A 23,894-nucleotide genomic window follows, 5' to 3' on the forward strand; every position below is an offset into this window, starting at 1 on the left:
AACCCCGATCGTGCCGGGGCCGGAAGATTCGTACCTTCGTGGGTGTTACCGCCAGCGGTGCACACCGACCTCGGAGGACCCCGTGATGCAGCTCCCCAGCCCCCCGGCCGTCGCGGCGTTCGCCCGGTTCGTGGCCTGCGGTGGCGGTGTCGGGCTGGCCTCCAGCACTGCGCTCGTGCTGCTCGACGGGGCCCTGCCGATGATGGTCGCCAACGCGCTGATCACCGTGGTCTCGACGGTGCTGGCCACCGAGCTGCACGGCCGGGTGTCGTTCCGCAGCGGGCGCCGCGGCTGGCGCGTACACCTGCAGTCGGCGCTGACGGTCGCCGTGTGCTACGCCTTCACCACCGTCGCCCTCCTGGCTCTCCACGCGGCCCAGCCGAACCCCTCGGTCGCCGCCGAGCAGGCCGTCTACCTCTCCGCGTCGGCCCTCGCGGGCATGGGCCGCTTCGCGATACTCCGCGCGGTGGTCTTCGCCGACGCCCGCCGCACGCGCACCCCGGCCCTCGCCAAGGCGACCGTGACGATTGCCGCATAGCGCCTACGCGGGCTCGGACGCCGGTGCCTTCACCCGCGCTCGCCCGTGAGTCGGGCACGACCTCGCCGATGGTGCGGCGGATGCGCTGCGGCTCGGCTCTCCCGACCCGGTGCCCACGCGGCACTTGAGCGGAACGCGAGTAGCCGGGTGCACAGTGGTCACGCACGAGTTGGGCCTTGTCCCCGCGCGCGCCTCACCCGCCGACCGCGTCTGTCACATCAAGGGGCCGGAAGGTATCTTGATGCCGCGCACGGATCAAGGCGCCCGCAGTCGCCCGAAGTCCTCGGCCGTACCCTCACGGCTCTCCGGACCCGCTCTACCTGGCCATGGGCCAGCGGACCAGGGATGCACCGCGGGAAATCCCCGCCAATTTCCACCGGTAAGGAGCACATCGCCTCATGACCGAGCAGCACCGCCACGGCCTTCGTGTCGTGGATGACTTCTACCGTGCCCTGCGGGCCAAGGACATCGACGCGTTCGCGGAACTCTGGACGGCGGATGCGGTGTACCGGGTGCCGGCCACCCCGGACGGTGTGCCTGGTGAGTTCGCCGGGCGCGATGTCATCGTGGCCGGGCTGGGCGGGTTCTTCACGTTGTTCGGCGAGGTGCGGCTGACGTGGGACGCCGAGCCGATGGCGGACCCGCAGAAGGTGCTGGCCACCTGGACGATGGAGGTCGATCTGCTCGCCGGTGGCACCTACCGCAACCGGGGGGCCTCGCTCTTCCGCCTTGAGGAGGGCCGGATCGCGGAGTTCTCGGAGCACGTGGACACCGCCGCGTTCCTGTCGGTCTTCTCCGCCCGGGCGGGGGCGGTGCGCCGCTTCTTCGAGCTGTTGCAGGAGAGGGACTTCCAGGCGTGGTCCGAGCTGTGGCACGAGCACGGGACGCTCACCATGCCGTACGCGCCGCAGGGGCTTGCGTCCCTGATCGAGGGCAGGAGCGAGATCGCCGCGGTCTACCGGCGGCTGTTCGCGGTGTACGAGAAGGCCGAGACGGAGCTGACGGGTGTGCACCCGGCGGTGGGCTCCGATACGGTCTGCGTGCAGTACAAGGTCCGCGCAACGCTCCGCGGCGGTTCGGCATACGCCGGCGAGAACATCGCCCTCTTCCGCTTCCGGGACGGGCTGATAAGCGCGTGCCACGACTACTTCGACCCACGTCGCTTCCAGGACGTCGTCGACGCGCTGCCCGGCCCGCATCCGCGGTGAGCGGCAACAGATCACTCAGAGGAGAAGCAGGGCAATGAGTTCCGTGGACAAAGACTTACGAGGCGGGTCAAGCGGGGCGGCCGGGCCGGCCGGCGGGGACCCGCGGCGGTGGCTGGCGCTGGCCGTGGTGGCGGCCATGCAGTTCATGCTTGTCATGGATATCACGATTGTGAATGTCGCCCTCCCCGATATCCAGTCCAGCCTGGACTTCTCCCCCGAGAATCTGGCCTGGGTGGTCAACGCCTATGTCCTGGTGGCCGGCGGGTTCCTGCTGCTGGGCGGGCGCCTGGCCGACCTGTTCGGCCGCCGGCGCATGTTCATGGCCGGCGTGCTGGTCTTCGGCGTGGCCTCGGCCGCCTGCGGTGCTGCGGCCAACTCCGGGATGCTCGTCGCCAGCCGCTTCGTCCAGGGCCTGGGCGAGGCCCTGGCCGGGCCCGCGGCACTCGGCCTGATCCCCGTGCTCTTCCCCGACCGCAGCGAACGGATGAAGGCCCTGGGCATCTGGGGCGGCCTGTCGGCGGTGGCCGGGGCGGTCGGCTCGGTCGTCGGCGGCACGGTCACCGACCTGATCAACTGGCGCTGGATCTTCTTCGTGAACATCCCCATCGCGGTCATCGCGTTGATCCTGGTGCCGCGCGTGATGGCCGAGAGCCGCATGACCGGCAGGAGCCGCCGCCTGGACACGGTCGGGGCGCTCTCCGCGACCGGCGGCCTGGTCGCGGTGGTCTACGGCCTGCTCCAGGCCGCCGAACACTCCTGGGGCTCGGGCGAGGTACTCCTGCCGCTGCTCGGCGGCCTGGCCCTGCTGGTTTTCATGGTCGTCTGGGAGGCCCGCACCGCGGACCCGATGATCCCCCTGCGGTTCTTCGCCAACCGCACCCGCGTGACCACCAACGTGGTCAGCGTCGCCATCTTCGCGGCGTTCTTCACCTACATGTTCCTGTTCACGCTGTACGTCCAGCAGGTCCACGACTATTCCCCGATGAAGACGGGCCTCGCCTACATCCCCCTGACCATCATGGCGGTCGTCGGCGCGGGCACCGCCACCGTGCTCATGCCCCGCATCGGCGTGAAAGCGGTGATGGCCACCGCCTTCTTCGGCGGCGCCGCGGCCCTCCTTCTCGCCGCCGCCAGCTTCGCCGCCGACGCCACCTTCACCAGCGGCTTCATGCCCGGCCTGATCCTGTTCGGCTTCTTCAACGGCCTGGCCTTCCCCGCCCTGATCAACGGAGCACTGCACGGCGTCACCGGCCAGGACTCCGGCCTGGCCTCCGGCGTCCAGACCGCCATGCAGCAGACCGGCGCGGCCCTCGGCCTGGCCACCCTGGTCCCCATCGCCTTCCGCTACGTCACCGACCACATCGAAGACGGCACGTCCCCGGAAGTGGCCCAGACCGACGGATACGCACTGGCCTTCCGCATCGGCGCCGCCGTACTCATCGTCGCCGCGGTGGCCATCCTGGCGCTGCTGGAAAAGGTGAGCGCCGAAACCCGCGACCCGCTCGCCGAAGCAGCAGAGGCGGCCACCGGCGAGGAGGTTGTCGACCCCGCCCCCAGCCGGTGACCGCGGCCTACGGCATGGGGTTCATCTGAGGACCTTGCCCAGTACTTCCCGCTGGAGCGGGCCGAACTGGAAGTAGGAACCGACGTTGAACCACGTGTCGTCGGGCGACCATTTGACGATCGAGATGCTGAACCGCTCGCCGTCGTAGGTGTACGGCGTGCCCGTCACGAACCGCACGATCTCCGGCTCCACCCGGGGCCGGATGGTCGGCAGGTCCAGGCTGCGGGCGAAGCTGATGCGGTCGATCTTCGAGGATTCCCAGCCGAGGGTGGGGTAGGCCCTGAAGATCTTGCTGGAGGATTCCACCAGTTCTTCGTCCGGCTCCAGCACCCCGAACTCGTGCAGGAGCGACGAAATGGTCTTGGCCTCAAGGCCGTTCGGGAACGTGAAGAACGGGTTGATGGTCCGCTTGTGGTAGTCGATCGAGAGCATCGCGACTTTGTCCAGGCCGTGCCGGGCGAAGAGTTCGGCGTTGTCGGCCAGCGCGCGCGGCATGGAGGGGAGGGCGGCGAGCTGTGCCACCGTCTGCAGGTCACGGGGGAAGTGCACGTAGATCTTGTTGAAACCGGCGATGACCCCGAAGTCGATGAGGCATTCGTCGACGGAGACGCGCTCCTTGAGGTCGGAGAGCAGGGTACTGACGGGATGGTCGGTCTGCGGGACGAATCCGTGCGTCAGCGCATGGGTATAGGGATCGTCTATCGCCCGGGGCACCTGGATGGTGAGGTCGAGGTCTCCCGCGTGCCCCTCGCCGGCCGACGCGCTGAAGATGACCCCGCCCTCGAAGGGCCCGAACGCTTCCAGAATCGGCCGGACCGTGCCGGGTGAGCAGGTCAGGTTCAGCAGGCCGGCGGCCTCCTCGATGGCCGAGTGGACCGTTTCGATGTCGGCTTGTGCGGACATGTGCGTTCTCCTTTTGCGGCTTAACTGTGCGCGGTCTTCTCGGACACCAGTGCGGCGGCCTTGGCGGCGGTCCCGGCGGTGGCCAGTTCTTTGCCGTCCACCTCGACGCCGTACTGTTTCGTCAGGATCACAGCCAGCTCGATCAGGACCAGGGAATCCAGGTCGAGGCTCTGGAAGTCGGTGTTGGCTGCCGTGCCGGCGGGAACGTCGAAGTGGGTCGTGAGAACGTCGAGGACGGCTTCGGGCTGAACGGACGTGTGGCTCGTCATGGCGCTTCCTCTCCGGAGGAACGGCGGTCAGGCGAGGGCGATCTCCGGCCAGGTGATCGCGACAGAACCCCATGCCAGGCCGGCCCCGAAGGCAGTCAGGAGCAGCCGGTCGTGGAGCTGGAACCGGCCCTTCGCCGCGGCATCCGCCAGCGCCAGCGGAATGGAGGCGGCCGAGGTGTTGCCCACCTGGTCGATATGGCAGACCAGGCGTTCCCTGTCCACGCCCAGCTCTCGGGCCAGCGCATGCAGGATGCGCAGGTTCGCCTGGTGGCCCACCACATGGTCGACTTCGTCAACGCCCCAGCCCACCTTGGCGAGTACGGCTGACGAGGACTGCGCCATCCGGTTGACCGCGTGGGAGAAGATCTCCTTGCCGTGCATGTAGAGGTACTGGTCGTCCGGCTCTATCGGACGGATGGAGCGGGGCCGGGAGCCGTTGCCCGGGATGCCGACCAGGTCCTTGAGAGTGCCGTCCGAGCCCAGGTCCACCGTCTGTACCGCGCCGGCCTCGTCGCTGGTGCCGCGGCGCAGCGTCACGGCACCGGCGCCGTCGCCGAAGATCACCGCCGTGCCGCGGTCGGCGGGGTTGAGGAAGGGGCGGAAGGTCTCCGCACCGACGACGAGGGCGCGCTCGGCGTACCCGGCCACCAGGGCGGCGGACGCGGTGGCGAGCGCGTAGACGAACCCCGTGCAGCCGGCCGACACGTCCAGGGCGGCGACCGTGCCGAGGTCGAGCCTGGCGGCGACGTCCGGGGAGATGGCGGGGCACTGCTGGTCGGGGGTCGTGGTGGCCACGATCACCATGTCGATGTCGCCGAAGCCGCCGGAACCCGCCGACTTCAGTGCCCGGTGACCCGCCTCGACGGCGAGGTCGCTGGTGGCGACGCCGGGGTCTGCCCAGTGCCGCTGGCTGATGCCGGTGCGCTGGACGATCCATGCGTCGCTGGTGTCCATCCGGCGGGAGAGTTCTTCGTTGGGCACCGTCCGGGGCGGCACATAGGCGCCCAGCCCGGTGAGGACGGCGGCGGGCCTGCTCATCGCCCCTCACCTCCCCGAACGCCGTGCTCCGGCGAGGAGCCGAGGAGATGCACGACGGACGCCCGGGCCTGTATGCCGTGCAGGGCGCCGCTCAGCTCGGCGGACCGCCAGGTGCCGGACGCAGAGGGCAGCATCCGGGGCTGCTTGAGCCGGGCCGTCACCGCGTCGTCGCCCCGGACCGGCGGCGCGCTCGTGCCGGCCGTGATGCTGGCGCGCCGCATCCAGAGGTTGTTGCTGTCGGCCCGGTCGAGCCCGTCCAGCGTGTAGAGCAGGACCTGACCGAGCTGCATGGCGACGAGGAAGGCGTCGAGCATGGTGGCCCGCGCATCGTCCCGGGCGGCCTCCGTTCCGTCCGGGATCAGCGCGACCCGAGCGGACGCCTGAAGGCTCTCCTCGCCGTCGCCCGTGACGTTCACTCCGGTGAGCAACTGCTGCCGCGCACCGCACGGGACGCCGTAGGGCCGGTCGTTCCAAGGGCCGGGCAGTTCCTGGGCAAGGTGGTACGTCCTGCGGGTGCCGCTCGCGCGGTGACCCGCGCCGTGCACCGCGTGCACCCGTGCCGAGAGCGAGCCGACGCGGCAGTCCAGGGTGGTCGACCACGTCTCGCCGCCGGTCTCGGCGGTGACGAGCCGGCCGCTCACCGGGAATGTCTCCAGGCCCTCCTCGTCCGGGCTCGAACCGGCCTTCATGTCGACGGACCGCACCTCGAAGCGGGCGCCGGGGCCGAGCGCGTACGTGTGAGCCGCGTACAGGCCGGTGAGCTGGGCGGCGAAGAGCATGACGTCGATGGAGCTGAGATGGGGCTTCTGCTGGCGTTCGCCTTTGCGGGACCAGGCGTCGGGCATGGCGAGATGGGCCATGGCCTCGATGCCCGCGGCGCCTGCGGCGCCCGGCGATATCGTGAGATCGGTCAGCGAGTGTTCGACCCGTTTGAATCCTTCGCCGAGGAATCGGCTGTCGCGGGGGCCGAGGAAGTCGTCGATGGACGCGAATTCGAGGGATGGCACAAGGGCTCCTGTTCCCGTCGAAGAACCACTCCTGCGCGCTCGGCGGCGGGAGTGGCCGGCGCTCACCGCGTCAGGCGGTGAAGGCCTCGGCGATGGCGTAGCTGTCTTCGTACATGTGGTAGCGCGTGATCTTTTCGTCGACGACGGTGAAGTGCAGCGCATAGGCATGGCTGAAGGTCTTCTTGGTGGCCAGGACGCCGAAGGCGGACTCGGCCAGGACCACCGCGTGCTGCCCGTCGATGAGGCGGGCATGCAGAACAAAGCTCTGCGGCTCGGTGAGCACCTCGGGAAAGATCCCGAAGAACGCGGAGATCTCCTCTTTGGTGGAGCGGGTACCCGTCCAGGGCACGTCCGGGCTTCCCGCCACCCGGAAGTCCACCCGGTCGGCGAACAACTCGAGCAGACCGGGCAGATCGCCCGAGGCGAACCTCTCGAAGAACAGGTCCACGATCGCCCCGGTGGCCGTCCGCTGCTGCACTGTCGTCATGTCAACTCTCTTACGTGAGATAGGACTGGGGTTTACCGGGCGGCAAGGGCGGCGCGCCCCGCCAGGTGGATCGCCGTCATCTGGGCGACGCGCCCGCCCAGGTACTCGGCCGTGGCGATATCCGCCTTGTGCACGTCCTCCGCGGGCAGGTCGCCCAGCAGGGTGCCGGCGGCACCGTTGAAGTAGCCCAGGCGGTTCAGGTCGTCCTCGCTCTCATGGCTGAGGTGCCAGCCGGGCAGCAGCCCCAGGCTGACCCAGATCATCCCGTGCTGGGCGCCCAGGGTCGCGAAGTAGCCCAGGGTGGTGTCCTTGTCGCCCGCCTTGCAGGCACTGATCGTGAACCCCGACCCCAGCTTGTCCTTCCACGCCTGCCGCCCCCAGCGTTTGTTGGTCGTCTGGGCGAAGCTGTGGAACTGCCCCGACGCCGATCCCATGTAGGTGGGCGCCCCGAAGACGATCGCGTCGGCCTCGTCCAGGGCCGCCCACTTGGCATCGTCCATGACCTCGACGGTCACCATGGACACCTGGGCGCCCGCACTCTCGGCACCGGCCTGGACGGACTGCGCGAGCACCTCGGTATGGCCGTTGCCGGAGTGGTAGGCAATGGCCATTTTCGGTGTTTCTACCATTGATTGTTCTCCTCTCAGGATGCGCCGCATCCGTTCACGTGCGGGTGCGGGGGCGATTCACGAGCGGGCCGCGGCGCGCTCGTGCTCCATGCGGAAGTCCTGACGGTCGTACTCCTGCCGGGCCAGTTCGATGGCCTCGGCCGTGCCCATCACGGGCGTCCACCCGAAGATTCCGGCGATGGTCTCCAGCCGCTCCGCCATGGAGCCGCTGACCACGTGGTACGGGATCTGGAGCTCTTCCAGCGTGGCGAGCAGCATCCTGTCGATGGTCGTGCGGAACTCGTTGTTCATCGGCCGGTGCCCGTCGGCCGTGATCGGCAGCTCGTGGCGCAGGTGGACATACGCGTCGTAGGTGGCCTTGACGTGCTGCTTGAAGACCTGGCCGTACTGCTCGACGACCTTGCCGAAGAAGACCATCTCCTCCTTGGTCGTGGCCGCGAGGCCGTTCCCGCCCGTGGCGGTGGCGTTGGGGTTCATGCCGTACCGCAGCCTCCCCTCCCCGTACAGCCACTCCTGCAGGGAGGATCCATCAGAGATGAAGTCGTTGCCGAGCAGGGCTTCTTGCACGGCACGCCCGGTATGGCGGCGCATGGTCAACTGGAGGAACTGTGCCGGCGTCACGTCCGCCAGCCTCACCCCCGGCAGCGCCTGCGGCATGATCTCCCGAATCGTGCGGGCCAGCGAGCGCGGCATGCCGGTGTAGTGCGACAACGCCATTACCGTCGAGGTCTTGCCCGAGGAATACGTCCCGGACACGGAAATCTTCATAGGGGTCTCCAGCTCCGAGGCAGCACCTTGCCGGCCGCAAGACGCCGCCTCATGGGCGACAGTCACTGAGGACATGCGAAAAGGAGTCCGCGCACGGCCGGTCGCGCGACCTTCGTCGCGGTCGGACGGCCTGGGGGATCAGGTATATGCAGGCGGCACTCGGTCGTTGCCGCGCGTGGGGCAGCGCCTCACGCCTGATGCGCATCCGCTCCTGTCGGTGCAGGCCGGGGGCTCGGTGCTCAGTTCCCCGACGTGGACCAACTTTCGGGCAGGGAAGATCCGCCGCAATAGTGACACGTTCCCCAGCGCACGCCAAGCGCGCCCGTCTGTGACGCAGATCACGCCAACCGTGGGGTTCTGCGGGCCCTCGGAGGGCAAAGGTTTTGCCCGTAGTCGATCTGTCCGGTTGCTCAGGTGACGCCGAGGGCTCTCGGCGGGTTTCGCCCGACTGCTGCAGCCGCTGCCGCTGGTGAGCGCTGCTCCCGGTATGCGGGCCGTCAGCCGGTCAGCGTACGGGCGGGGTGCCCACCGGAAGGAAATCCAGCGGTGGAGAGTCGAGGTTCCGGTACGGCGCACGCGGGTCGACGCCCGCGTGGCGCAGGGCCGCCGCGACCGCGTCGGCCTTCGGCCCGTCGCCTCCGCCGAGGGCGTGGTCCACCAGTCCGGTGGCGACGGCCATGGCACGGTGCTCCCCGAAGCTCAGTCGCCGGCCCGCCCCTTCCGCCGCGGGCGGTTCCCAGGCGACGGCGGTGCCGGGCGCGAGCCTTGCGGCGAAGGCGGACACACCCGCGCCCCGGCCCTGCAGGCCCGAGCACGACGAGGCCACGTCCACCGCCGCGCTCCAGTCGCCGGAGCCCAGATAGACCACCAGGCCGTCGCGGCGAGGGAGGAACGCCGACGACGAGCTGACCTTGGCCCGGTACGGGACCCCCCGGTCCTCCAGGCGGCGGAGCACCGCCGACCACACGGCGGGCACGGCTTCGGCGGTGTCGAGGTGCACGTACACCCGCAGCAGGGGTGCCCCGCCAGGACCGCCCCGGCTGCCGTCGGCCAGGAAGTAGCCCGGTGACAGGGCGGGCCTGGCGGCGGGCAGCGCGACGCTCACCCGGCCCTCGTCCGCCTCTCCCCGCACGCGTTCGGCCGGCACCCGGACACGCACGCCCCCGATGTCGGCGAGCAGTTCCCCCGCCCGCCATTCCGCCGGCCGCGCACGTACGACCGTGTCCCGGTGCGGCATGGCGGCCAGGAGCCGGGATTCGACGGCCGGGTCCCGCCGGGCACCGGACATCCAGGTCTCGGGCCCGAGCGCGAGCCCCGCGTGCAGCCGCTCGTAGACGGCGAGTTGCAGCCGCATCCGGAGGTGTTGCGGTCCCTCGGCGACCAGTTCCTCCCCCCAGGCCAGGGCCGAGCGTCCGCCGCGGCGGACGGACACCCGGGACAGCGCGTCCCTGACGGCGCCGGGCAGCGGATCATCCGCGTGGGTCATCGAACCCCTCCGTCCCTGTGAGCCTGGCGAGGTCCCCGGGGGCCAGGAGAGCGGTCCGGGCCATCCCGAACACGGCGTGGTGGAACGCCCCGAGCCGCACCATGCCGGCGCCGTGGGTGAGCAGCCGGTCGAGAAGGTGCCATCCCGCGAACGACGCGGCCCGCTGCGGCAGACCGGGGTCGTCCGGTGCCCGGACCGCGCAGTAGCCGCGCCAGAACGCCGTCATCAGCGGCTGCACGCCTGCCAGTTCGGCGGCCACCTGCGCCGGGCCGCCGGCGGGGCGCTCCCCGGCGCGGGCCGGCCGGTACGCGGCCGCCATGGCCTCGAACAGCCACTCGCCCAGCACCGCGCCGATGTCGCGTGCGGCGTCGGCGACGCGGAACTCCTCCCAGTCCACGAGATAGGCCGTGCCGTCGAGGAACAACACCTGATCCAACCGGACATCGCAGTGCGCCGGGACGCAGCGGACCTCGCGTTCCCGGCGGCGCAACGCCCGCACGGCGTCACAGAGCCCGGCATCCCGCTGCAGCAGCCGCCACAACTGGATCTCGGCCCCGCTCGCACCCGTGTACCAGGACAGCGGGATGGCCTCCAACTGCTCCGCCGGCGGGAGCACCAAGGTCCCGGGGTCGAGCGACGCGTCCTCCTGCGGCCCGGGTGGCGGGGCCCGGTGGAGCGAACCGACGGCCTCGCCCACGTCCCGGGCGGCACCGGGCCCGAAGCGGCTCTTCCGCACCAGCTCGTCCGCGGTGACCGCGGGCGCCAGCAGTTCGTGGACCACCAGGCGCTCCTCTTCGTCGACACCCAGGAGCGCCGGCCGGTGCACACCCGGAAGGTGCAGGTTCTCCACAGCGCGTACCCGCGCCAGGCCCGGGACGGTCTCGCGCTTGACGAAGACGCCGCGGCCCTCGGACGTCATGCCGGAGCACTTGTCGTGACGGCCCGGATGTGCCGCCACCGATTCCGGCACGAGCGCGCCCAGGCCGAGTTTCGCCAGACAGGCGTCGACGATGCCGAGATCGAGTACGGGCGCATTCCACGGCCGGATCATGCAGTGCATTCTGCTGCCGTGACATACACGCGATATACGCGCCCGCTACGTTCCGCGGAGAACCGCGGCAAAGTCGGCGGCAGTCTGCCCTAAGGTGTTGAGCGTGCCGACCGATATCACCGAGGCGGGACGTACTCTTGCCGACCCCCACGCCTATGCCGAGGAAGTCAGGCTGTATTCGGCGCTTTCGCTGCTGCGCCGGGAATCTCCGGTGCACTGGGTCGACGCGCCCGGATACAACCCGTTCTGGGGAGTGACGCGGCACGCCGACATCCAGGACGTCGAGCGCCGCAGCGCCGTCTTCCGCAACGGACCCCGGCCGATGCTCGTCAGCAGCGCGATGGACGAGATCAACCGCCGGCGGGAACGCGCCGATGCACTGCTGCGCCCGCTCGTGCACCTCGACGGCGCCGAGCACAGCACGATGCGCTCGGTCACCGCCGACTGGTTCCGGCCGCCGAGGCTCAGGCGCCTCGACCGCACCGTGCGCACCCTCGCGCGTCGTGCCGTCGACCGCATGGCGCGGATCGGGAATTCCTGCGACTTCGTCGGCCAGGTCGCGGACGTCTACGCCCTCCAGGTCCTGCTGTCCCTTCTCGGGATTCCCGAGAGCGAACACGAGACGCTCTTCCGTTTCACCCCTGCCGCCCGCCGCTCGCTGTCCCGCCGGGACAGGCAGGCGGCGATGGACGACTTCCACGCCTACTTCTCGGAGCTGGCGGCACGTCGCCGTGGCCATGCCGCGGACGACCTGGCCTCGGTCATCGCCAACGCCGACATCGCCGGCCGGCGGCTCACCCCGCGCCAGACCCTCGCCCAGTACGTCATCATCATCGCGGCCGGCCACGACACCACCAGCGCCACCCTCGCGGGCGGCCTGCACGCACTCATCGGGCACCCCGGCCAGCTCCGCCTGCTCCGCGACGATCCGGGATTGCTGGACACGGCGGTCGAGGAGATCATCCGCTGGGTCACTCCCGTCAAGGCGTTCATGCGGACGGCGGTGGCAGACGACGCACTGCGGGGCGTGCGCATACGAAGGGGTGAATCGCTGCTGCTGTCGTACCCCTCGGCCAACCGCGACGCCGAGGTCTTCGAGCGTCCGGACGAGTTCGACGTCCGGCGGCGGCCCAACAAGCACCTGTCCTTCGGGTACGGCGTCCACCACTGCCTGGGCGCCGCGCTGGCACGCATGGAGATACGCGCGTTCTTCGCCGAACTCGTGCCCAGGCTCCTGTCCGTGGAACTCGCGGGGAAGCCGGAGCTGATCAGGACCACCTTCTCCGGCGGGCTCAAGTACCTCCCGATCCGGTACTCCCTCGCTCCCGCGCGGCAGCGCGACGGAAAGGGCCCTCATGCCTGTGCCGACCGGTGAGACCGCGTACGGGCCCGTCCGCGGGGACGCCTTTGGCATGCAACTGGCCGATGCGGTGCGCCATGAGCGGCCGGAGACGGCGTTCGTGGAGCGTTCCGACGGTCTGATCATCCCGTCCGGGGCGGCGCAGTGGCTGGACGGGGAGGGCGACTGGCCGCCGGAGGTCCGCGCGTTGCTGGGCCGCGCCCGCGGCCGCGTGCTCGACGCGGGCGCGGGCGCGGGCAGGCACGCCGTGCATCTGGCCCGAAGGAACCACGACGTCACAGCGCTCGACAACTCGGCTCTGGCGCTCGAACTGTGCGAGCGGCGAGGCGTCGCCCGTACCGTGCTCGGCGAGCTCGCCTCCGTCGCCGCCCTCTTCCACGGGGCGCCGCCGTTCGAGACCGTACTCCTGCTCGGCAACAACGTGGGGCTGCTGGGCTCCGAGGCGATGGGGGCCGGGATTCTGCGCCAGGTGCACGCGATCACGTCCGACGACGCGGTCATCCTCGCCGAAGGCAGGTGCCCCGTCGACGGCGGTGCCGAGAACTCCGCGTACGTGCAACGCAACCGGATGCTCGGCAGACTCCCCGGCGAACTGCGGATGCGTATCCGCTACCGGACCACGGCCACGGACTGGTTCCCGTACCTGTTCTGCACTCCCTCGGAACTCGCCGCGATCGCCTCGGCCGCCGACTGGACGACGGCGGAGTTCACCTCCTTCCGCTACCCGCACGACTCCCCACGGCAGGCCCCGCTCTCCTACACGGCCGTCCTGCGTAAGAGCGCACCGGACGGTACCGCCGCGGGCCCGGCGGTGCCGTGACGGCACCGCCGGGCGAGGCGGCGGTCCTCAGCTCCCGCCGGACTTCTCCACGATGACGTCGCCGAGGACCAGGTAGTCGATCTCCGTGCGCAGGAAGCAGGACAGCGCGTCCTCCGGCGAGGCCACGATGGGTTCACCAGCCACGTTGAAGGAGGTGTTGAGGAGACAGGGCACCCCGGTGAGAGCGGTGAACGACCGGAGCAGACCGGCCAGTGCGGGGTTCTGCCGCGAACTCACCGTCTGGATCCGCGCCGTGCCGTCGACGTGGCAGGCGCCGGGGATGCGTGCGCGCCACTCCTGCCGTACCGGGAAGACGAACGTCATGTACGGGGACCGGGTCTTCTTCCCCATCTCGAACACGGAGGGGGCGTCCTCCTCCAGGACGACCGGGGCGAAGGGGCGGAACGGCTCCCGCCGTTTCACCCGCAGGTTGATGATGTCCTTGATATCCGCATGCTGCGGGTTGGCCAGGATGCTGCGGTTTCCGAGGGCACGCGGCCCGTACTCGACCGGGCCCTGAAACCATCCGACGACGTTCTTGCCCACCAGCAGCTTCGCCGCCTCGTCCGCGACCGCCCCCTCGGGGACCACGTACCAGGAGACCTCGTCACGACGGGCAAGGAGCGCGGCCAGCACGTCGTCCTCATCGAACGAAGGCCCCAGATACGGGGAATGCTCGGCGACACCCTCGCCTCCCCTGCGCGCTCCCGCGACGCAGAGCGCGGCGCCGATGGCCACGCCGGGGTCGCTGGCTCCGAAGCTGACGTGCATGTCCCTGAACGGGGACTGGTTGAGCATCTTGGTGTTGGCCACACAGTTGAGCGCCAGCCCGCCTTCGACGATGAGCGTGTCGAGGCCCGTTGCCGCCGCCAGCGCGCGCACCTGATGCGCCGTGACGGCCTCCACCAGGTGCTGGACCGCCGACGCCACCTTGACCCGGTAGTCGAAGCCCTCCCGCGTGTCCGGGCTCCCGTCGAAGAGCATGTCGAACAGGGCGCCGTACGCCTGAGCGTCCGCCGGCGCGGAGATCGAGTAGCCCCCGCCCTCGTGCAACTCGACGAGGCGGTCGAGGAGCACGTTCCGGGCCGGCGGGCTCCCGTACCCGGCGAGCCCCATCACCTTGTACTCGTCGCAGTTGGGCACGAACCCCAGATAGCGGGTGATCTTCCCGTAGAACAGGGCCAGGGAGTCCCGCATGGCGACGGTGCCCCGGTCGCGTTGCCGGATCACGCCGTCGTGGATCTCGCCCGTGATCGCGGACGCGTGCTCGGCACGCCCGTCGCTCACCAGGAACGCGGCGTGCCTGACGCCGGAGACGTGGTAGCCGCACATGGCGTGGGCGAGGTGGTGTGACACCGGGACCAGCTTGTTCGGGTCGACGTCATACCCGGTGCGCGCCACGAAGTCCGCGTGGATCGCCTCCGCGCTCAGCATGCCCGTGTACAGCTCCCCGAGCCGGTGCAGGTGGTCGAAGGTCCCGCTCAGCGGCATCCTCGCCCGCAGTACCTCCCCGATCATCCCCTCCATCACGGGGCGGGAGAAGCTCCACGGAAAGGCGAAGACGTCGACCTGCTCAAGGGAGATCCCCGCCTTCCGGAGGCACCATGCGAGGGCCCGGGCCGGGAAGTCGGCGGTCTTCTTCATCCGGCTGAGCCGCTCCTCCTCGACCGCGGCGACCAGCTCGCCGTCCACGACCAGCGCCGCCGCCGCATCGTGACCGATCAGCAGGTGCCGGTCCACACCCGCGGCACCGTAGTGGCGACGGAACAGCTCGGCCGCCCGGGTGAAGCCGTTGTACCCGAGGACTATCACGGAACACTCCTCCTCCCTTGTCTGCGGACGGAAGCGAGACGCCACCACAGGGGCGGCGCCTCGCTCCGCTCATGCGGAAGCTCGTGACCTCAGGTCACTCCGTGCCGTCCGGTGCGGACAGCGAGCAGGTGGAACAGCAGCTCGGGTTCGTGGGCCAGCAGTCGGTCCAGCCCGGGCTCTCCTCGACACCACTCAGCGCGGTGGCGACCAGCTCCTCCCAACTGGCTTCCGGGGCACTCTCGGTGGTCAACTCGGCGGTTGCGGTCTCGGGGGGCATCCCTTCTCCTCTCTCGGTCACCTACATGAATCGATCAGGTCCCACCGGGGGTGGGCCGCTGATCGACAACCTGCCGACGCCGCGCTTGTGCGACGTCGTAGCCCAACTCGGCGGCGAGACGGCTCATCCGGCGCACCATCTCCTCCGGCAGGCCCCACGCGGGGTCGAAGCGCACGGGGCCCGGGTCCGGAACAGGTCTGAGCCGTGCGTGCGTGAGGAAGGTGCGGTCGCCCCCGTACAGGCCGCCCGCGGGACCGAAGCCGGCGAACCGCCACCGCTCCGTCCGCAGCATCCGCGCGATCACCGCCTCGCCCGAGTCCAGGCCGAGCCAGTCGAGAACGGCCGGCAGCGTCGTTGCGGGACTGCGCACCAGGTCCTCGCCGCGCACGCGCATCCACTGCCGCCGGGGCAGGGCGGCGAGCCGGTCCCGGATGCGGCTGTGCGCCAGGTACCAGGAGGAGGCCGCACCCACCAGGCGGACCGCACGGTGGGTGTAGAGCTTCGGTTCCTGGGCGTGCATCGAACGCTGCGTCGTCACGGGGTGCCGCGTCAGGTGCAGATATCTGGCGTTCGGGTAGTGGTCCAGGCAACGGGCGAGCGTTTCGTCCGTGGCCACGGTGTCCGGTGACTTCTCCGCGCCGACGAGCGGAGCGATCTCCTTAAGGAGGTGGGCCAGGACGCGCGGGGCCGCCCAGTCGGGCCGCCGTGCCAGCCATGCGCCGGCGCGGTCGACCGCCTCCGGTGTCTGTTCGCCCTCGTGGACATCGGCGATGGCCCGGTACAGCCCGCTCAGCCGTCCCCGGTGCAGCTCCGGCGGGTATCCCTTCGCCGTGCCGCCGCGGATCAGATCGCGCACGGTCGCCTCGGCGAACACCAGCAGTTCGGGGAATCCGTAGATCTGCGGGTGGCCGGAGAGCAGCGCCAGCGTGATCGTGGAGAAGGAGCGGGGCGGCGCCAGTACGAAGACCGGCTCCGGGTGTGCCCGCCGCCCGGGAACTGCTTGCCGCACCCGTGGTGGCGGGGTCACGTGACCGTCTCCTTCGGGTAGCCGACGGCGAGGGTCAGCAGATGGCGTCTCCCGGCCTGTTGCCGTCCCGCCGCGACGGTCGCCCGGTGGCAGCTCCGGCCGAACACCCAGCCGCCCAGCCCCGCGGAGAGCGCCGCCAGCCACAGGGCGTGGGTGAGCGCGCCCGCCCCCACCAGGTGCCGGGGGTAGTCGGCCCGGGCGCCGCGGGCCGTGCCGCAGACGAGGAAGAGGACGGGGGCGTCGGTGTAGTGGTCGGCGAGCAGCGGCAGCCAGAGGCCGTCGGTCAGCGGTTGCGTCTCCGCCGGCGTGGCAAAGGAAGCCCGCGGGGGTCCCCCCGGCGACCGGCGTACGACGATGACGGCGTACTCCTGCTCCTCGGCCGGCACGGGCCTCACCCGCCGGTGGGTCGCGAACGCCGTCGCCAGGAGTGCGCGGACCCGGTCCTCGGCGACCGGCCGCTCGGTGAAGTCGCGGACGGTACGGCGCCCGTCGAGCGTCTCCGCCGGCGGAAGCGGCACCGGCGGGCCGGCGCCGCCCGGAGCGGGCCGCCGAGAACCGGCACCGGCGGTCGGCGCACGGTGGCGGGTGTCCTCCGCGTACTCCACCACGTCGGCGATCGGCAGCAGCGTCATGCGTCCTCCTCCGGTGCCGCGCCTGCCAGGCCCGCCACCGCCGCCACGCACTCGGAGTCCTGATCCAGTTGCAGGAGATCCGGCAGATCCTCCGGCCAGGTCGCCGCGAAGGACGCGGTCAGCCCGTACCCCTGTGCGGCGACGGTCAGTTGCGTCGCCGCGAAGCCGGCGTCCAGGTGTGCCAGCCGCCACGAGAAGTACCCGTACCTCGGGTACAGCCGGCCGACGGTCGCCACGAGGACGACCGCCGCGGTGACGTCGACCGCGTCGAGCCCGGTGGCCGCGAGCACATCCTTCAGCGGCACCGCGTCGGAGCGGACCGACAGCATGCGGTGGCCGACGTCGTCGTAGGAGAAGACCGTGCCCGGCAGCCCGAACGGATCCGCTTCCGTCACCACGTACAGCTCCACCGAGCCGCGCCCGCCGCTGCTGGGCGCCCAGCGCCGGGGTCCGGCCCGGCCGGTGCCCGCGCCGACGAGGCCCGCGGTCCGCGTGATCAGGCCGGCGAGCCGCGCGGACGGCACGGGCACCGCCCCGCTCTGCGGCAGGGCGCGGTGCATCGGGGGGAGATCCGGTTCGGGCGGCAGCTCACGGGACGGGACCGACATCCGCCGGGGGCGCTTGTGCAGCAGCGCCTGAAGCCGCTCCTGCTCGGGGGCCAGCAACCGCGACTCGGCGCCCAGCCCGGCCGGTGGCAGGGCCTGGGACCACTCGTAGCCGTCGATGAGCCGTGCCTGCTCGCCCGGCTCCGCGTGTGCCGGGCACGTTCCGGCCACCGCGGTCCCGTCCGCCTCCTCGTCGCAGTCGCCGTCGGGGACGAAGAGACGGCGCTCGGTGGTGTAGTCGGAGAGGGAGGTCCGCAGCAGGGTGTGCAGCGAGCACACCGCCGTCGTACGCGCCAGCACCGCCAGCACCTCCGTGGCCGCCAGCCCGGCCAGCAGGTTCCGCTCCGCCGGGCCGCCGTCCACGAGGACCGTGCCGAGGGTGTCGTAGTCCTTCCGGAAGCAGGCGGCGCACGACGGGTCGCCGGGGTGGAACAGCGGTCCTGCCTCCACCGCGTCGCGGGCGTAGGCGATCCGCAGCACCGGGACCCCCGCGGCGGTGGCGGCCCGCACCAGGGAACCGACCGCCTCCGGCCGGCCCGGCGGGTCGAGGACCACCGCCAGGGAGTTGCCGGCCGGGCCGCCGGCGGTCTCGACCGTCCCCACCCCGCTCGCGGTGAGATCCGCACGCACTCGGCGTACCAGCTCCGGGTCACCGCCGGCCGTGAGGAGCACACGCGCGCCGGCGAGTGCGTCCAGAAGCTCCCCGGTCTCGCGGTACCCGCCCGCGGTGGCGAGGAGACGGGAGTAGAAGACCGCGCTCCCGTCCGGCAGGTCGCCGTCCGTGCGTGCGTCCTCGACGACGCCCCAGTCGGTCAGCAGCCGCACCGCCTGCCGGATACGCGCCGGTGCGACGGAAAGCTGCGCGGACGCCTCGTCCACGAGGCGCACTCCGTCCAGCAGGGGCAGCAACCGGGGCACGAACTCCTTGGCGGTCTCCCCGTTCAGCAGGAGGCGATGAGGCCCTCCTTCGATCACGACTCCCGCCGGGACGACGACCGCCGCCAGGCCGCGGCACAGCGCCGGAAGCCGCTCGGAGCCGCTCACGGCCGCTCCGCCTTCCCGGCGACGGATGCGGGGCTGCGGGTCAGCGCCGCCCGCAGGCTCGCGTGGCGTTCCTCCGCACCTGACCCGCCGCAGCGGGGGCAGCCGTGCACCGGGACGACACGGTCCGTCCGCAGGCCCCATGCGTCGAGCCGGAGGGTGGTGACCTCCCCCGTGCGCCCGGATGCGAGCGCACCGCCCGCGACCGCGGCGGCGAGCCGGGCGTGGTGCGGGAGGTGGCCGGCGGGGCCGCGGCCGGGGTCCTGGTCGTAGACCGCGTGCAGGGCTGCCGTCACCGCCCGCTGCGGGTCGTGCTGCCGCTGCCGCTCCCGGTAGCACAGGAAGCACGGCCGCTGCGGCGGGCGGACGAGAGGACCGATCCGCACCGCGATGCCGTCCATGATGACCGGCAGCCAGGGCGTCGTGTGCCGGTGGGCCAGTTCGTCGGCCCGTCCGGACAGGCTCGGCTCCGGGCGCCACGCGACGACGACCACCGCATCCGGAGAGCCCTCGAACCCGCGGTCGAGGTCCGTGACGGGGAAGGTCTCCGCGTCCGGCAGGTCTGCGGCGAGCAGGCGGGCGGTGTGCTCGCCGAACCCGCCTGCTCCTGTCACACGTACGGCACTGGCCACGGGTTCAGCTCCTCCTCCGGACGGCTCGGAAACCCCATCAGCTCCGGTGCGGCATACAGCCGCGGATGTGCGCGGTACTGGGCGTCCCGGTGGAACGTCAGCGGCTGCAGCGCCGGGACGATCACGCAGACGGCGGTCAGCCCCGCCTCCTGCAACTCGCCGGTGGTCCGGTCCACCGCGACGACCTGCTGTCCGCGCGCCGTGAACCCCTCGACCAGATCCCCGAGGGCTTTTTGCGCGTCCGGGGCCAGGGCGGGCCGGGCGTCCGGGAGGCGGGGCCGGCGCGCCGCGCCACCGTTCCGTTCCGGCAGCAGGAAGCCGAAGGCGGCCCGCCTCTCCCGCCTCCCCATCTCGTCCGCACCCGCCATGACCGTCCTGTGGCTTTCCCGGTTGGGCCGGTGGTGCAGGGCCCGTCCGGTGACCGCCTCCAGCAGCGACTTCGCGGCGGCCTCGGCCAGGCTGCGACCGGTGGCCACCGTCATGCTCCGGGCGCACCGCTCGTCGTACTCGGCCACCTGGAGGCAGCACACCGTGGGAACTCCGACATCGGTGGTGGCGTCGAAGAAGTGCGTCTCGATGAACTGCCGGTCGCACATCTCCAGGAGCGCGGCCAACTCCCCGGCCGGGGCCGGAAACCGTATCGGGTGGAGCGGGAGCTGCTGGAGCCAGGTGAGTGCTGCCGCGTCCCGCTCGGCCACTTCGCACAGGCCGCGGAAGACGGCCTCCACCGGATCCGTGTGCACGGCATATCCGGTGGAGATGCGGTACCAGAAGTTCTCGGAGTCGCGTACGGGGCCTCCGTAGCAGGTCATCACCGAGGGCACCCACGTGTCCTCGCGGGAGGTCAGCTCGAAACCCCGCCGCCATCGGATACGTGCCTCGGGCCGGTACCGGGTCAACGGGCACCGGCCGCTTTCGTACTCACGAGCCGAGCATCTCGGCAACGCGGCCAGGTCGAGGACGGGACCGTCGAGTTCGGCGGCGCGGGCCAGGACCTCCGGCCCGCCGGGAAAGCCGGCGCCCGCGTAGCGCTCGGCCGCCTCGGCGATGGCGGTCAGCCGGGCCAGATCCGGATTGTCCACGGCTCGGCCGGAACCGCTGAACTCGTCCGCCCTGTCGATACCGGGGGCGGCGCCGACATGCGCCGTGGCCAGCGACAGCCGCCCGAAACCCCGCAGTTGTGCCGACGCTGTCACCTCGGATATCACCCCGTAGGGGGAGACAAGGCGCCCGAGGCGCATCGCGAGGATCTCCGAGAATTCGCTCGTTCCCACATCTGCGACTGTAGTCGGCGGCATACGAATGGCATACGAAGGAAATACGGCGCACCCGTGCACTGCCCCGGGCCCGCGCCATTGCTTTAACCTGGTTTCGCCACCGGGTGCGAAGGCGCCCGACGCACACCACGTATTGCTGCAGGGGAGGCACGACATGACGCAGGCCGCAGACGCCATGCCGGAGCAGTCGGAGTTGTCGCGTGAGGCGTCCGCCGGGGCCGTCTGGCAGATTCCTCCCCAGGTCTGCCGCATCACCCGTTTCCTCGGCGAGGACCTGTCGGGAACGCTGCTGGAACGCGCCCTGGCCGTCCCCGGGGAGGAATTGGCTCCCGCCCGGATTCGAGGCGGCGAACTCGAGCCCTCGATCCGCCGCTCCCGCACGCGTCACCGCTTCGGCGCCCCGGAGTTGATGAGGGTCATCGGGTCCGTGTGCGACCGTCTGGAGCGGACTCTGGGTATCGCGTGCCGGGACGTCGAGCCCCGTTACAGCCTCAACGTCCACAACGACGGTGACTTCTACCGTCCTCACCAGGACGTGGGCCGGGGGGCGCCGACCGGCGACGTGGAGAAGGTCCTGACCTTCGTCTACTACCTGCACCGCACGCCGGCGCCGTTCACCGGAGGCGCGCTGCGCGTCTACGACGCCGCGGCGCCGGTGCACGCGGGGGGCGCGTTGACGCCGCAGGACTGCAGCTACCGGGACGTCCCGCCGGAACACGACAGCATTGTCTTCTTCCCGCCCACGACCCTGCACGAAGTGCGGCCCGTGTCCTGTCCGTCCAACAACCCCGCCGACAGCCGCTTCGCCATCAACGGATGGCTGTGCCGCCGCATTCAGGAATCCTCTGACGTGCCGCGGTGACGCGTTCCTTTTCGCCGTGAACCGGCGTCCTGGAACACCGGGAAACCGAGAGGCCCGGCGCTGCCGTTAAGCAGCGCCGGGCCGATCCCGCGCCGGCCCGCAGGCGCACTCGGCAGAACCCGGGGAACGCCGGCGGGACACGGCGGGTATCCTTCTCAGTCCGCCACGAACGTAGTGATCTGAGTGGTGTGCGCCATGTTCATGGTGGTGATCGGGATGGCGTTTCCTGCCTCGGCGATCTCCGCCGCGGACAAGTCCTCGGGCGTGGCGTAGGCGGTGTATCCCTCAATCAGTTCTGCGGCGTTCATGGCACTCCCTGAATGCGTCGAGACATGGCGGCCGTTCCAGGAAAAGGAAGGCACGTGTGGACATTCGCAGTGAACCACGCGCGTAAGAGGGGAGGCCAGGGGTGCGGGCGAAAACGTATGTCTCGCGTATGTTCTGATACGTCACCGCGCCGGAGTCACCGGTGGGATGAATGCAGGGTTCCGGAAGAAACGCGTCCGGGCACGAAAACGGCCGTGTCCGGCTGCTTGCACAGGGACGCGCACGAGGCCGGTCGCGCGGACCTCACACCTCCAGCCCCAGCGCCGAGGCGAACTTCCCGGGGGTCAGTACGGCGGACCGCCCGATACCGGCCGCGGCGCGTTCCACCGCGGTCAGCCCGGGACGGCCTTCGGCCCCGGCGAACATCCGGTCGATCAGGTGCCATCCGGCGAATCCGGTTGCACGGGCGGCGAGCCCGGGGTCGGCGGTGGTTCTGGTCTCCCGGTAGCCCTCGCAGAAGGCCACGGTCCGGGTACGCAGCCGGTCGAGCTCCCGCACACCGCGCTCGACGACTTCCTGATGCGACAGGGGACCGGGCCCGGCCACACCGGGATCCAGCTCCCTGGACGGGATCTCCAGCACGGCCCGATAGAGCCACTCACCCGCGAAACTCCCCAGGTCACGAGCCGGATCAGCGATCCGGAACTCCTCCCAGTCACAGAGGTGGAGGGTGCCCTCGTGCAGGAAGAACTGGTCGAGACGCAGGTCGCAGTGGGCCGCCGTCCTCTCCGCGTGCGCCTCGTCGGCCCGCAGTGCGCGCAGCGCACCCGCGAGGGCCGTGTCCGGCTGCAGCATGCGCCATCCCTCCACGCAGCCTCCGCTGGACTTGACGAAGTAGTCCAGCGGCAGGCCGTCGAAGAATTCGAGGGGCGGCAACCGCGGCAAGTCGGTGTCCAGCGCCGGCTGATGCTCCGGGGGCAAGGAGTGCACCAGGCCCACCAACCGTCCTGCCCGGTTCGCGAGTTCGTCGCCGAACTCCTCTGCCGCGGCAAGCTCGTGCCCCGAACGAGCACCCTCCAGCCACTCGAACGCGATGGTCTGTTCCTCCTCGTCCCAGCCCAGGCAGACGGGGGTGGTCAGGCCGTCGGGCCACCCTCCGGCCACGGCGATCCGCTCGAAGTCGCACATGCGGCGGAAACGCCGCACGGCGTCGGGCCGGCTGCCGGTCAACTGCTTGACGAAGACACGGCGACCCGAGCTGGTCGTGACCGCGTGGTTCGCGTTGCGCCCGGGGGGAGACACGCCGTCATGCCCCTTCGGTTCGCCGAGTCCCAACCGGTCCATGAGACGGCGTGCGGACGAGGGAACCGCGAGGTCGCCGGTCACGCGTGCGGCCAAGCCGGGGCGAGGGTGCCGTTGAGGACCTGCTGCTGGAGGATTCTGAGGGAGTGCATGGGCTCCAGGCCGAGTTCGGTGATGAGGTTCTGGCGCAGAGCGTGGTAGACGCGGAGGGCTTCGCAGCGGTGTCCGGCGTGGTAGTAGGCGCGCATGAGCAGGGCGTGGGTCTGTTCGCGGACGGGGTGGTCGGCGGCGAGGGTGCCGAGCCGGGAGATGGCTTCGGAATGGCGGCCGGCGGCGATCAGCAGTTCGCCGCACTCTTCGTGAGTGCGCAGGCGGAGTTCTTCGAGTCGTGCCGTCTCGGCTTCGAGGAGGGCGCCGCTGGTTCCGCCGAGTGCGGTGCCGTGCCACAGGCGCAGTGCGGCGTCGTACTCGCCGATCGCGCGGTGCGTCTGCTGCTCCGTCGCGAAGCGGTGTGCCTGGTCGACGCGTGTGGTGAAGCGGTCCAGGTCCAGTTCGCCGGGTGTCACGCGAAGCGTGTAGCCGGAAGGGCGGGTGAGGAGGGTGTGGGGCGAGGTGGCGCCGAGCTTCTTGCGCAGCTCCGATATGAGGGTGCGTACACGCATGTCAGGTGAGGCGGGCAGCGCTTTCCCCCAGAGCGCGTCCATGATCCGGGGTACGGAGACCGACTGGTTGGCGCGTAAGAGCAGGAGGGCGGCTAAGGACCGCTGTTTGCCGTTCAGCCGGAGCCAGCCCGCCCCGGTCCTGACCTCGACGACACCGAGCACCTGATACGCCACAGAACAAGTCATGCCACATCCGCTCCGGAGGATCAGCCACACGTCAAACGGCAGTCAGCCACGCTCCCATCCGCCGCTCCTTCCGCGCTTGTAAGTTCGTGCGCGATCCCCGTGCCCGTGTGCAAGGCCGGGAACCGTGACCCGGCAGGCCGGCCCGGGGGGCGTGAGGATTCTTGGGGCGGGGAGAACCGCGGGG

25 protein-coding genes are annotated in these 23,894 nt (G+C 70.8%); 6 read left to right on the plus strand and 19 right to left on the minus strand.

Annotated features, from left to right (window positions below):
- Positions 1–82: 82 nt before the first annotated feature.
- The 3 genes from I003_RS0116785 (at position 83) to I003_RS0116795 (ending at position 3,310) form a co-directional block, all read left to right on the plus strand.
- Positions 83–538: a hypothetical protein gene (locus I003_RS0116785; RefSeq protein ID WP_027772572.1), complete on the plus strand. Its 456-nt coding sequence runs from the start codon at positions 83–85 to the stop codon at positions 536–538.
- A gap of 398 nt (positions 539–936) precedes the next feature.
- Positions 937–1,746 (plus strand): nuclear transport factor 2 family protein, encoded by an 810-nt coding sequence (locus tag I003_RS0116790; protein WP_027772573.1) that lies wholly within the window; start codon positions 937–939, stop codon positions 1,744–1,746.
- Positions 1,747–1,882: 136 nt separating this feature from the next.
- On the plus strand, positions 1,883–3,310 hold the full coding sequence (locus I003_RS0116795; RefSeq protein ID WP_486584259.1) for an MFS transporter: 1,428 nt from the start codon (positions 1,883–1,885) through the stop codon (positions 3,308–3,310).
- Between the two features lie 21 nt (positions 3,311–3,331).
- Here the strand turns inward: I003_RS0116795 and I003_RS0116800 are convergent, their stop codons facing one another.
- The 9 genes from I003_RS0116800 to lxmK (I003_RS32485) all read right to left on the minus strand — a co-directional run bounded on the left by I003_RS0116800 (position 3,332) and on the right by lxmK (I003_RS32485) (position 10,948).
- Positions 3,332–4,213: an aromatic prenyltransferase gene (locus I003_RS0116800; protein WP_027772575.1), complete on the minus strand. Its 882-nt coding sequence runs from the start codon at positions 4,211–4,213 to the stop codon at positions 3,332–3,334.
- A 20-nt stretch (positions 4,214–4,233) separates the two neighbouring features.
- Complete coding sequence (locus I003_RS0116805) at positions 4,234–4,482, minus strand: acyl carrier protein (protein WP_027772576.1); 249 nt, start codon at positions 4,480–4,482, stop codon at positions 4,234–4,236.
- A 27-nt stretch (positions 4,483–4,509) separates the two neighbouring features.
- Entirely contained in the window at positions 4,510–5,520 is a 1,011-nt protein-coding gene (locus tag I003_RS0116810) for a beta-ketoacyl-ACP synthase III (RefSeq protein ID WP_027772577.1), read from the minus strand.
- Entirely contained in the window at positions 5,517–6,527 is a 1,011-nt protein-coding gene (locus I003_RS0116815) for an AvrD family protein (protein WP_027772578.1), read from the minus strand. The genes I003_RS0116810 and I003_RS0116815 overlap by 4 nt, the downstream gene beginning before the upstream one ends.
- 70 nt (positions 6,528–6,597) lie before the next feature.
- On the minus strand, positions 6,598–7,014 hold the full coding sequence (locus tag I003_RS0116820; RefSeq protein ID WP_027772579.1) for a nuclear transport factor 2 family protein: 417 nt from the start codon (positions 7,012–7,014) through the stop codon (positions 6,598–6,600).
- Positions 7,015–7,046: 32 nt separating this feature from the next.
- On the minus strand, positions 7,047–7,625 hold the full coding sequence (locus tag I003_RS0116825; RefSeq protein ID WP_027772580.1) for a flavodoxin family protein: 579 nt from the start codon (positions 7,623–7,625) through the stop codon (positions 7,047–7,049).
- A gap of 75 nt (positions 7,626–7,700) precedes the next feature.
- Complete coding sequence (locus I003_RS0116830; RefSeq protein ID WP_486584253.1) at positions 7,701–8,399, minus strand: AAA family ATPase; 699 nt, start codon at positions 8,397–8,399, stop codon at positions 7,701–7,703.
- 517 nt (positions 8,400–8,916) lie between these two features.
- Positions 8,917–9,897, minus strand: coding sequence for a T3SS effector HopA1 family protein (locus I003_RS32480; RefSeq protein WP_051368293.1), 981 nt, complete (start codon positions 9,895–9,897; stop codon positions 8,917–8,919).
- The gene (gene lxmK / locus I003_RS32485) at positions 9,881–10,948 is read right to left on the minus strand and encodes a class V lanthionine synthetase subunit LxmK (protein ID WP_051368294.1); all 1,068 of its coding nucleotides are present in this window, start codon (positions 10,946–10,948) and stop codon (positions 9,881–9,883) included. The genes I003_RS32480 and lxmK (I003_RS32485) overlap by 17 nt, the downstream gene beginning before the upstream one ends.
- A 103-nt stretch (positions 10,949–11,051) precedes the next feature.
- On the opposite strand from lxmK (I003_RS32485), the gene I003_RS32490 reads away from it, so the two are divergent.
- Both I003_RS32490 and I003_RS32495 read left to right on the plus strand, forming a co-directional pair.
- Positions 11,052–12,323, plus strand: coding sequence for a cytochrome P450 (locus I003_RS32490; RefSeq protein ID WP_106966304.1), 1,272 nt, complete (start codon positions 11,052–11,054; stop codon positions 12,321–12,323).
- Complete coding sequence (locus I003_RS32495) at positions 12,304–13,128, plus strand: class I SAM-dependent methyltransferase (protein WP_158688995.1); 825 nt, start codon at positions 12,304–12,306, stop codon at positions 13,126–13,128. The genes I003_RS32490 and I003_RS32495 overlap by 20 nt, the downstream gene beginning before the upstream one ends.
- Before the next feature lie 27 nt (positions 13,129–13,155).
- Here the strand turns inward: I003_RS32495 and I003_RS0116855 are convergent, their stop codons facing one another.
- The 7 genes from I003_RS0116855 to I003_RS0116885 form a co-directional block, all read right to left on the minus strand.
- Positions 13,156–14,940, minus strand: coding sequence for a carbamoyltransferase C-terminal domain-containing protein (locus I003_RS0116855; protein ID WP_027772582.1), 1,785 nt, complete (start codon positions 14,938–14,940; stop codon positions 13,156–13,158).
- Positions 14,941–15,034: 94 nt separating this feature from the next.
- Positions 15,035–15,217, minus strand: a complete 183-nt coding sequence (locus tag I003_RS0116860; protein ID WP_027772583.1) for a hypothetical protein — start codon at positions 15,215–15,217, stop codon at positions 15,035–15,037.
- 34 nt (positions 15,218–15,251) lie between these two features.
- The gene (locus tag I003_RS0116865) at positions 15,252–16,244 is read right to left on the minus strand and encodes a sulfotransferase family protein (RefSeq protein ID WP_158688996.1); all 993 of its coding nucleotides are present in this window, start codon (positions 16,242–16,244) and stop codon (positions 15,252–15,254) included.
- Entirely contained in the window at positions 16,241–16,876 is a 636-nt protein-coding gene (locus I003_RS0116870; RefSeq protein WP_027772585.1) for a nitroreductase family protein, read from the minus strand. Before I003_RS0116870 ends, I003_RS0116865 begins: the two co-directional genes overlap by 4 nt.
- A complete protein-coding gene (locus I003_RS0116875; RefSeq protein ID WP_027772586.1) occupies positions 16,873–18,525 on the minus strand; it encodes a nitroreductase family protein in 1,653 nt (550 codons plus the stop codon). The genes I003_RS0116870 and I003_RS0116875 overlap by 4 nt, the downstream gene beginning before the upstream one ends.
- The gene (locus tag I003_RS32500; RefSeq protein ID WP_158688997.1) at positions 18,522–19,154 is read right to left on the minus strand and encodes a TOMM precursor leader peptide-binding protein; all 633 of its coding nucleotides are present in this window, start codon (positions 19,152–19,154) and stop codon (positions 18,522–18,524) included. Before I003_RS32500 ends, I003_RS0116875 begins: the two co-directional genes overlap by 4 nt.
- Entirely contained in the window at positions 19,133–20,428 is a 1,296-nt protein-coding gene (locus tag I003_RS0116885; RefSeq protein ID WP_158688998.1) for a YcaO-like family protein, read from the minus strand. Before I003_RS0116885 ends, I003_RS32500 begins: the two co-directional genes overlap by 22 nt.
- Positions 20,429–20,585: 157 nt before the next feature.
- Here I003_RS0116885 and I003_RS34275 point away from each other — a divergent pair, with 157 nt between their 5' ends.
- Positions 20,586–21,293 (plus strand): 2OG-Fe(II) oxygenase, encoded by a 708-nt coding sequence (locus I003_RS34275; RefSeq protein ID WP_486584254.1) that lies wholly within the window; start codon positions 20,586–20,588, stop codon positions 21,291–21,293.
- Positions 21,294–21,448: 155 nt separating this feature from the next.
- On the opposite strand, the gene I003_RS36105 is transcribed toward I003_RS34275, so the two are convergent.
- The 3 genes from I003_RS36105 to I003_RS0116905 form a co-directional block, all read right to left on the minus strand.
- The gene (locus I003_RS36105; RefSeq protein ID WP_158688999.1) at positions 21,449–21,601 is read right to left on the minus strand and encodes a hypothetical protein; all 153 of its coding nucleotides are present in this window, start codon (positions 21,599–21,601) and stop codon (positions 21,449–21,451) included.
- A 262-nt stretch (positions 21,602–21,863) separates the two neighbouring features.
- Positions 21,864–22,904, minus strand: coding sequence for a class V lanthionine synthetase subunit LxmK (lxmK, locus tag I003_RS0116900; RefSeq protein ID WP_027772588.1), 1,041 nt, complete (start codon positions 22,902–22,904; stop codon positions 21,864–21,866).
- Positions 22,905–22,942: 38 nt separating this feature from the next.
- On the minus strand, positions 22,943–23,710 hold the full coding sequence (locus I003_RS0116905; protein ID WP_078564094.1) for an AfsR/SARP family transcriptional regulator: 768 nt from the start codon (positions 23,708–23,710) through the stop codon (positions 22,943–22,945).
- Between the last annotated feature and the right edge of the window lie 184 nt (positions 23,711–23,894).

It is taken from the genome of Streptomyces sp. CNQ329 (assembly GCF_000482585.1).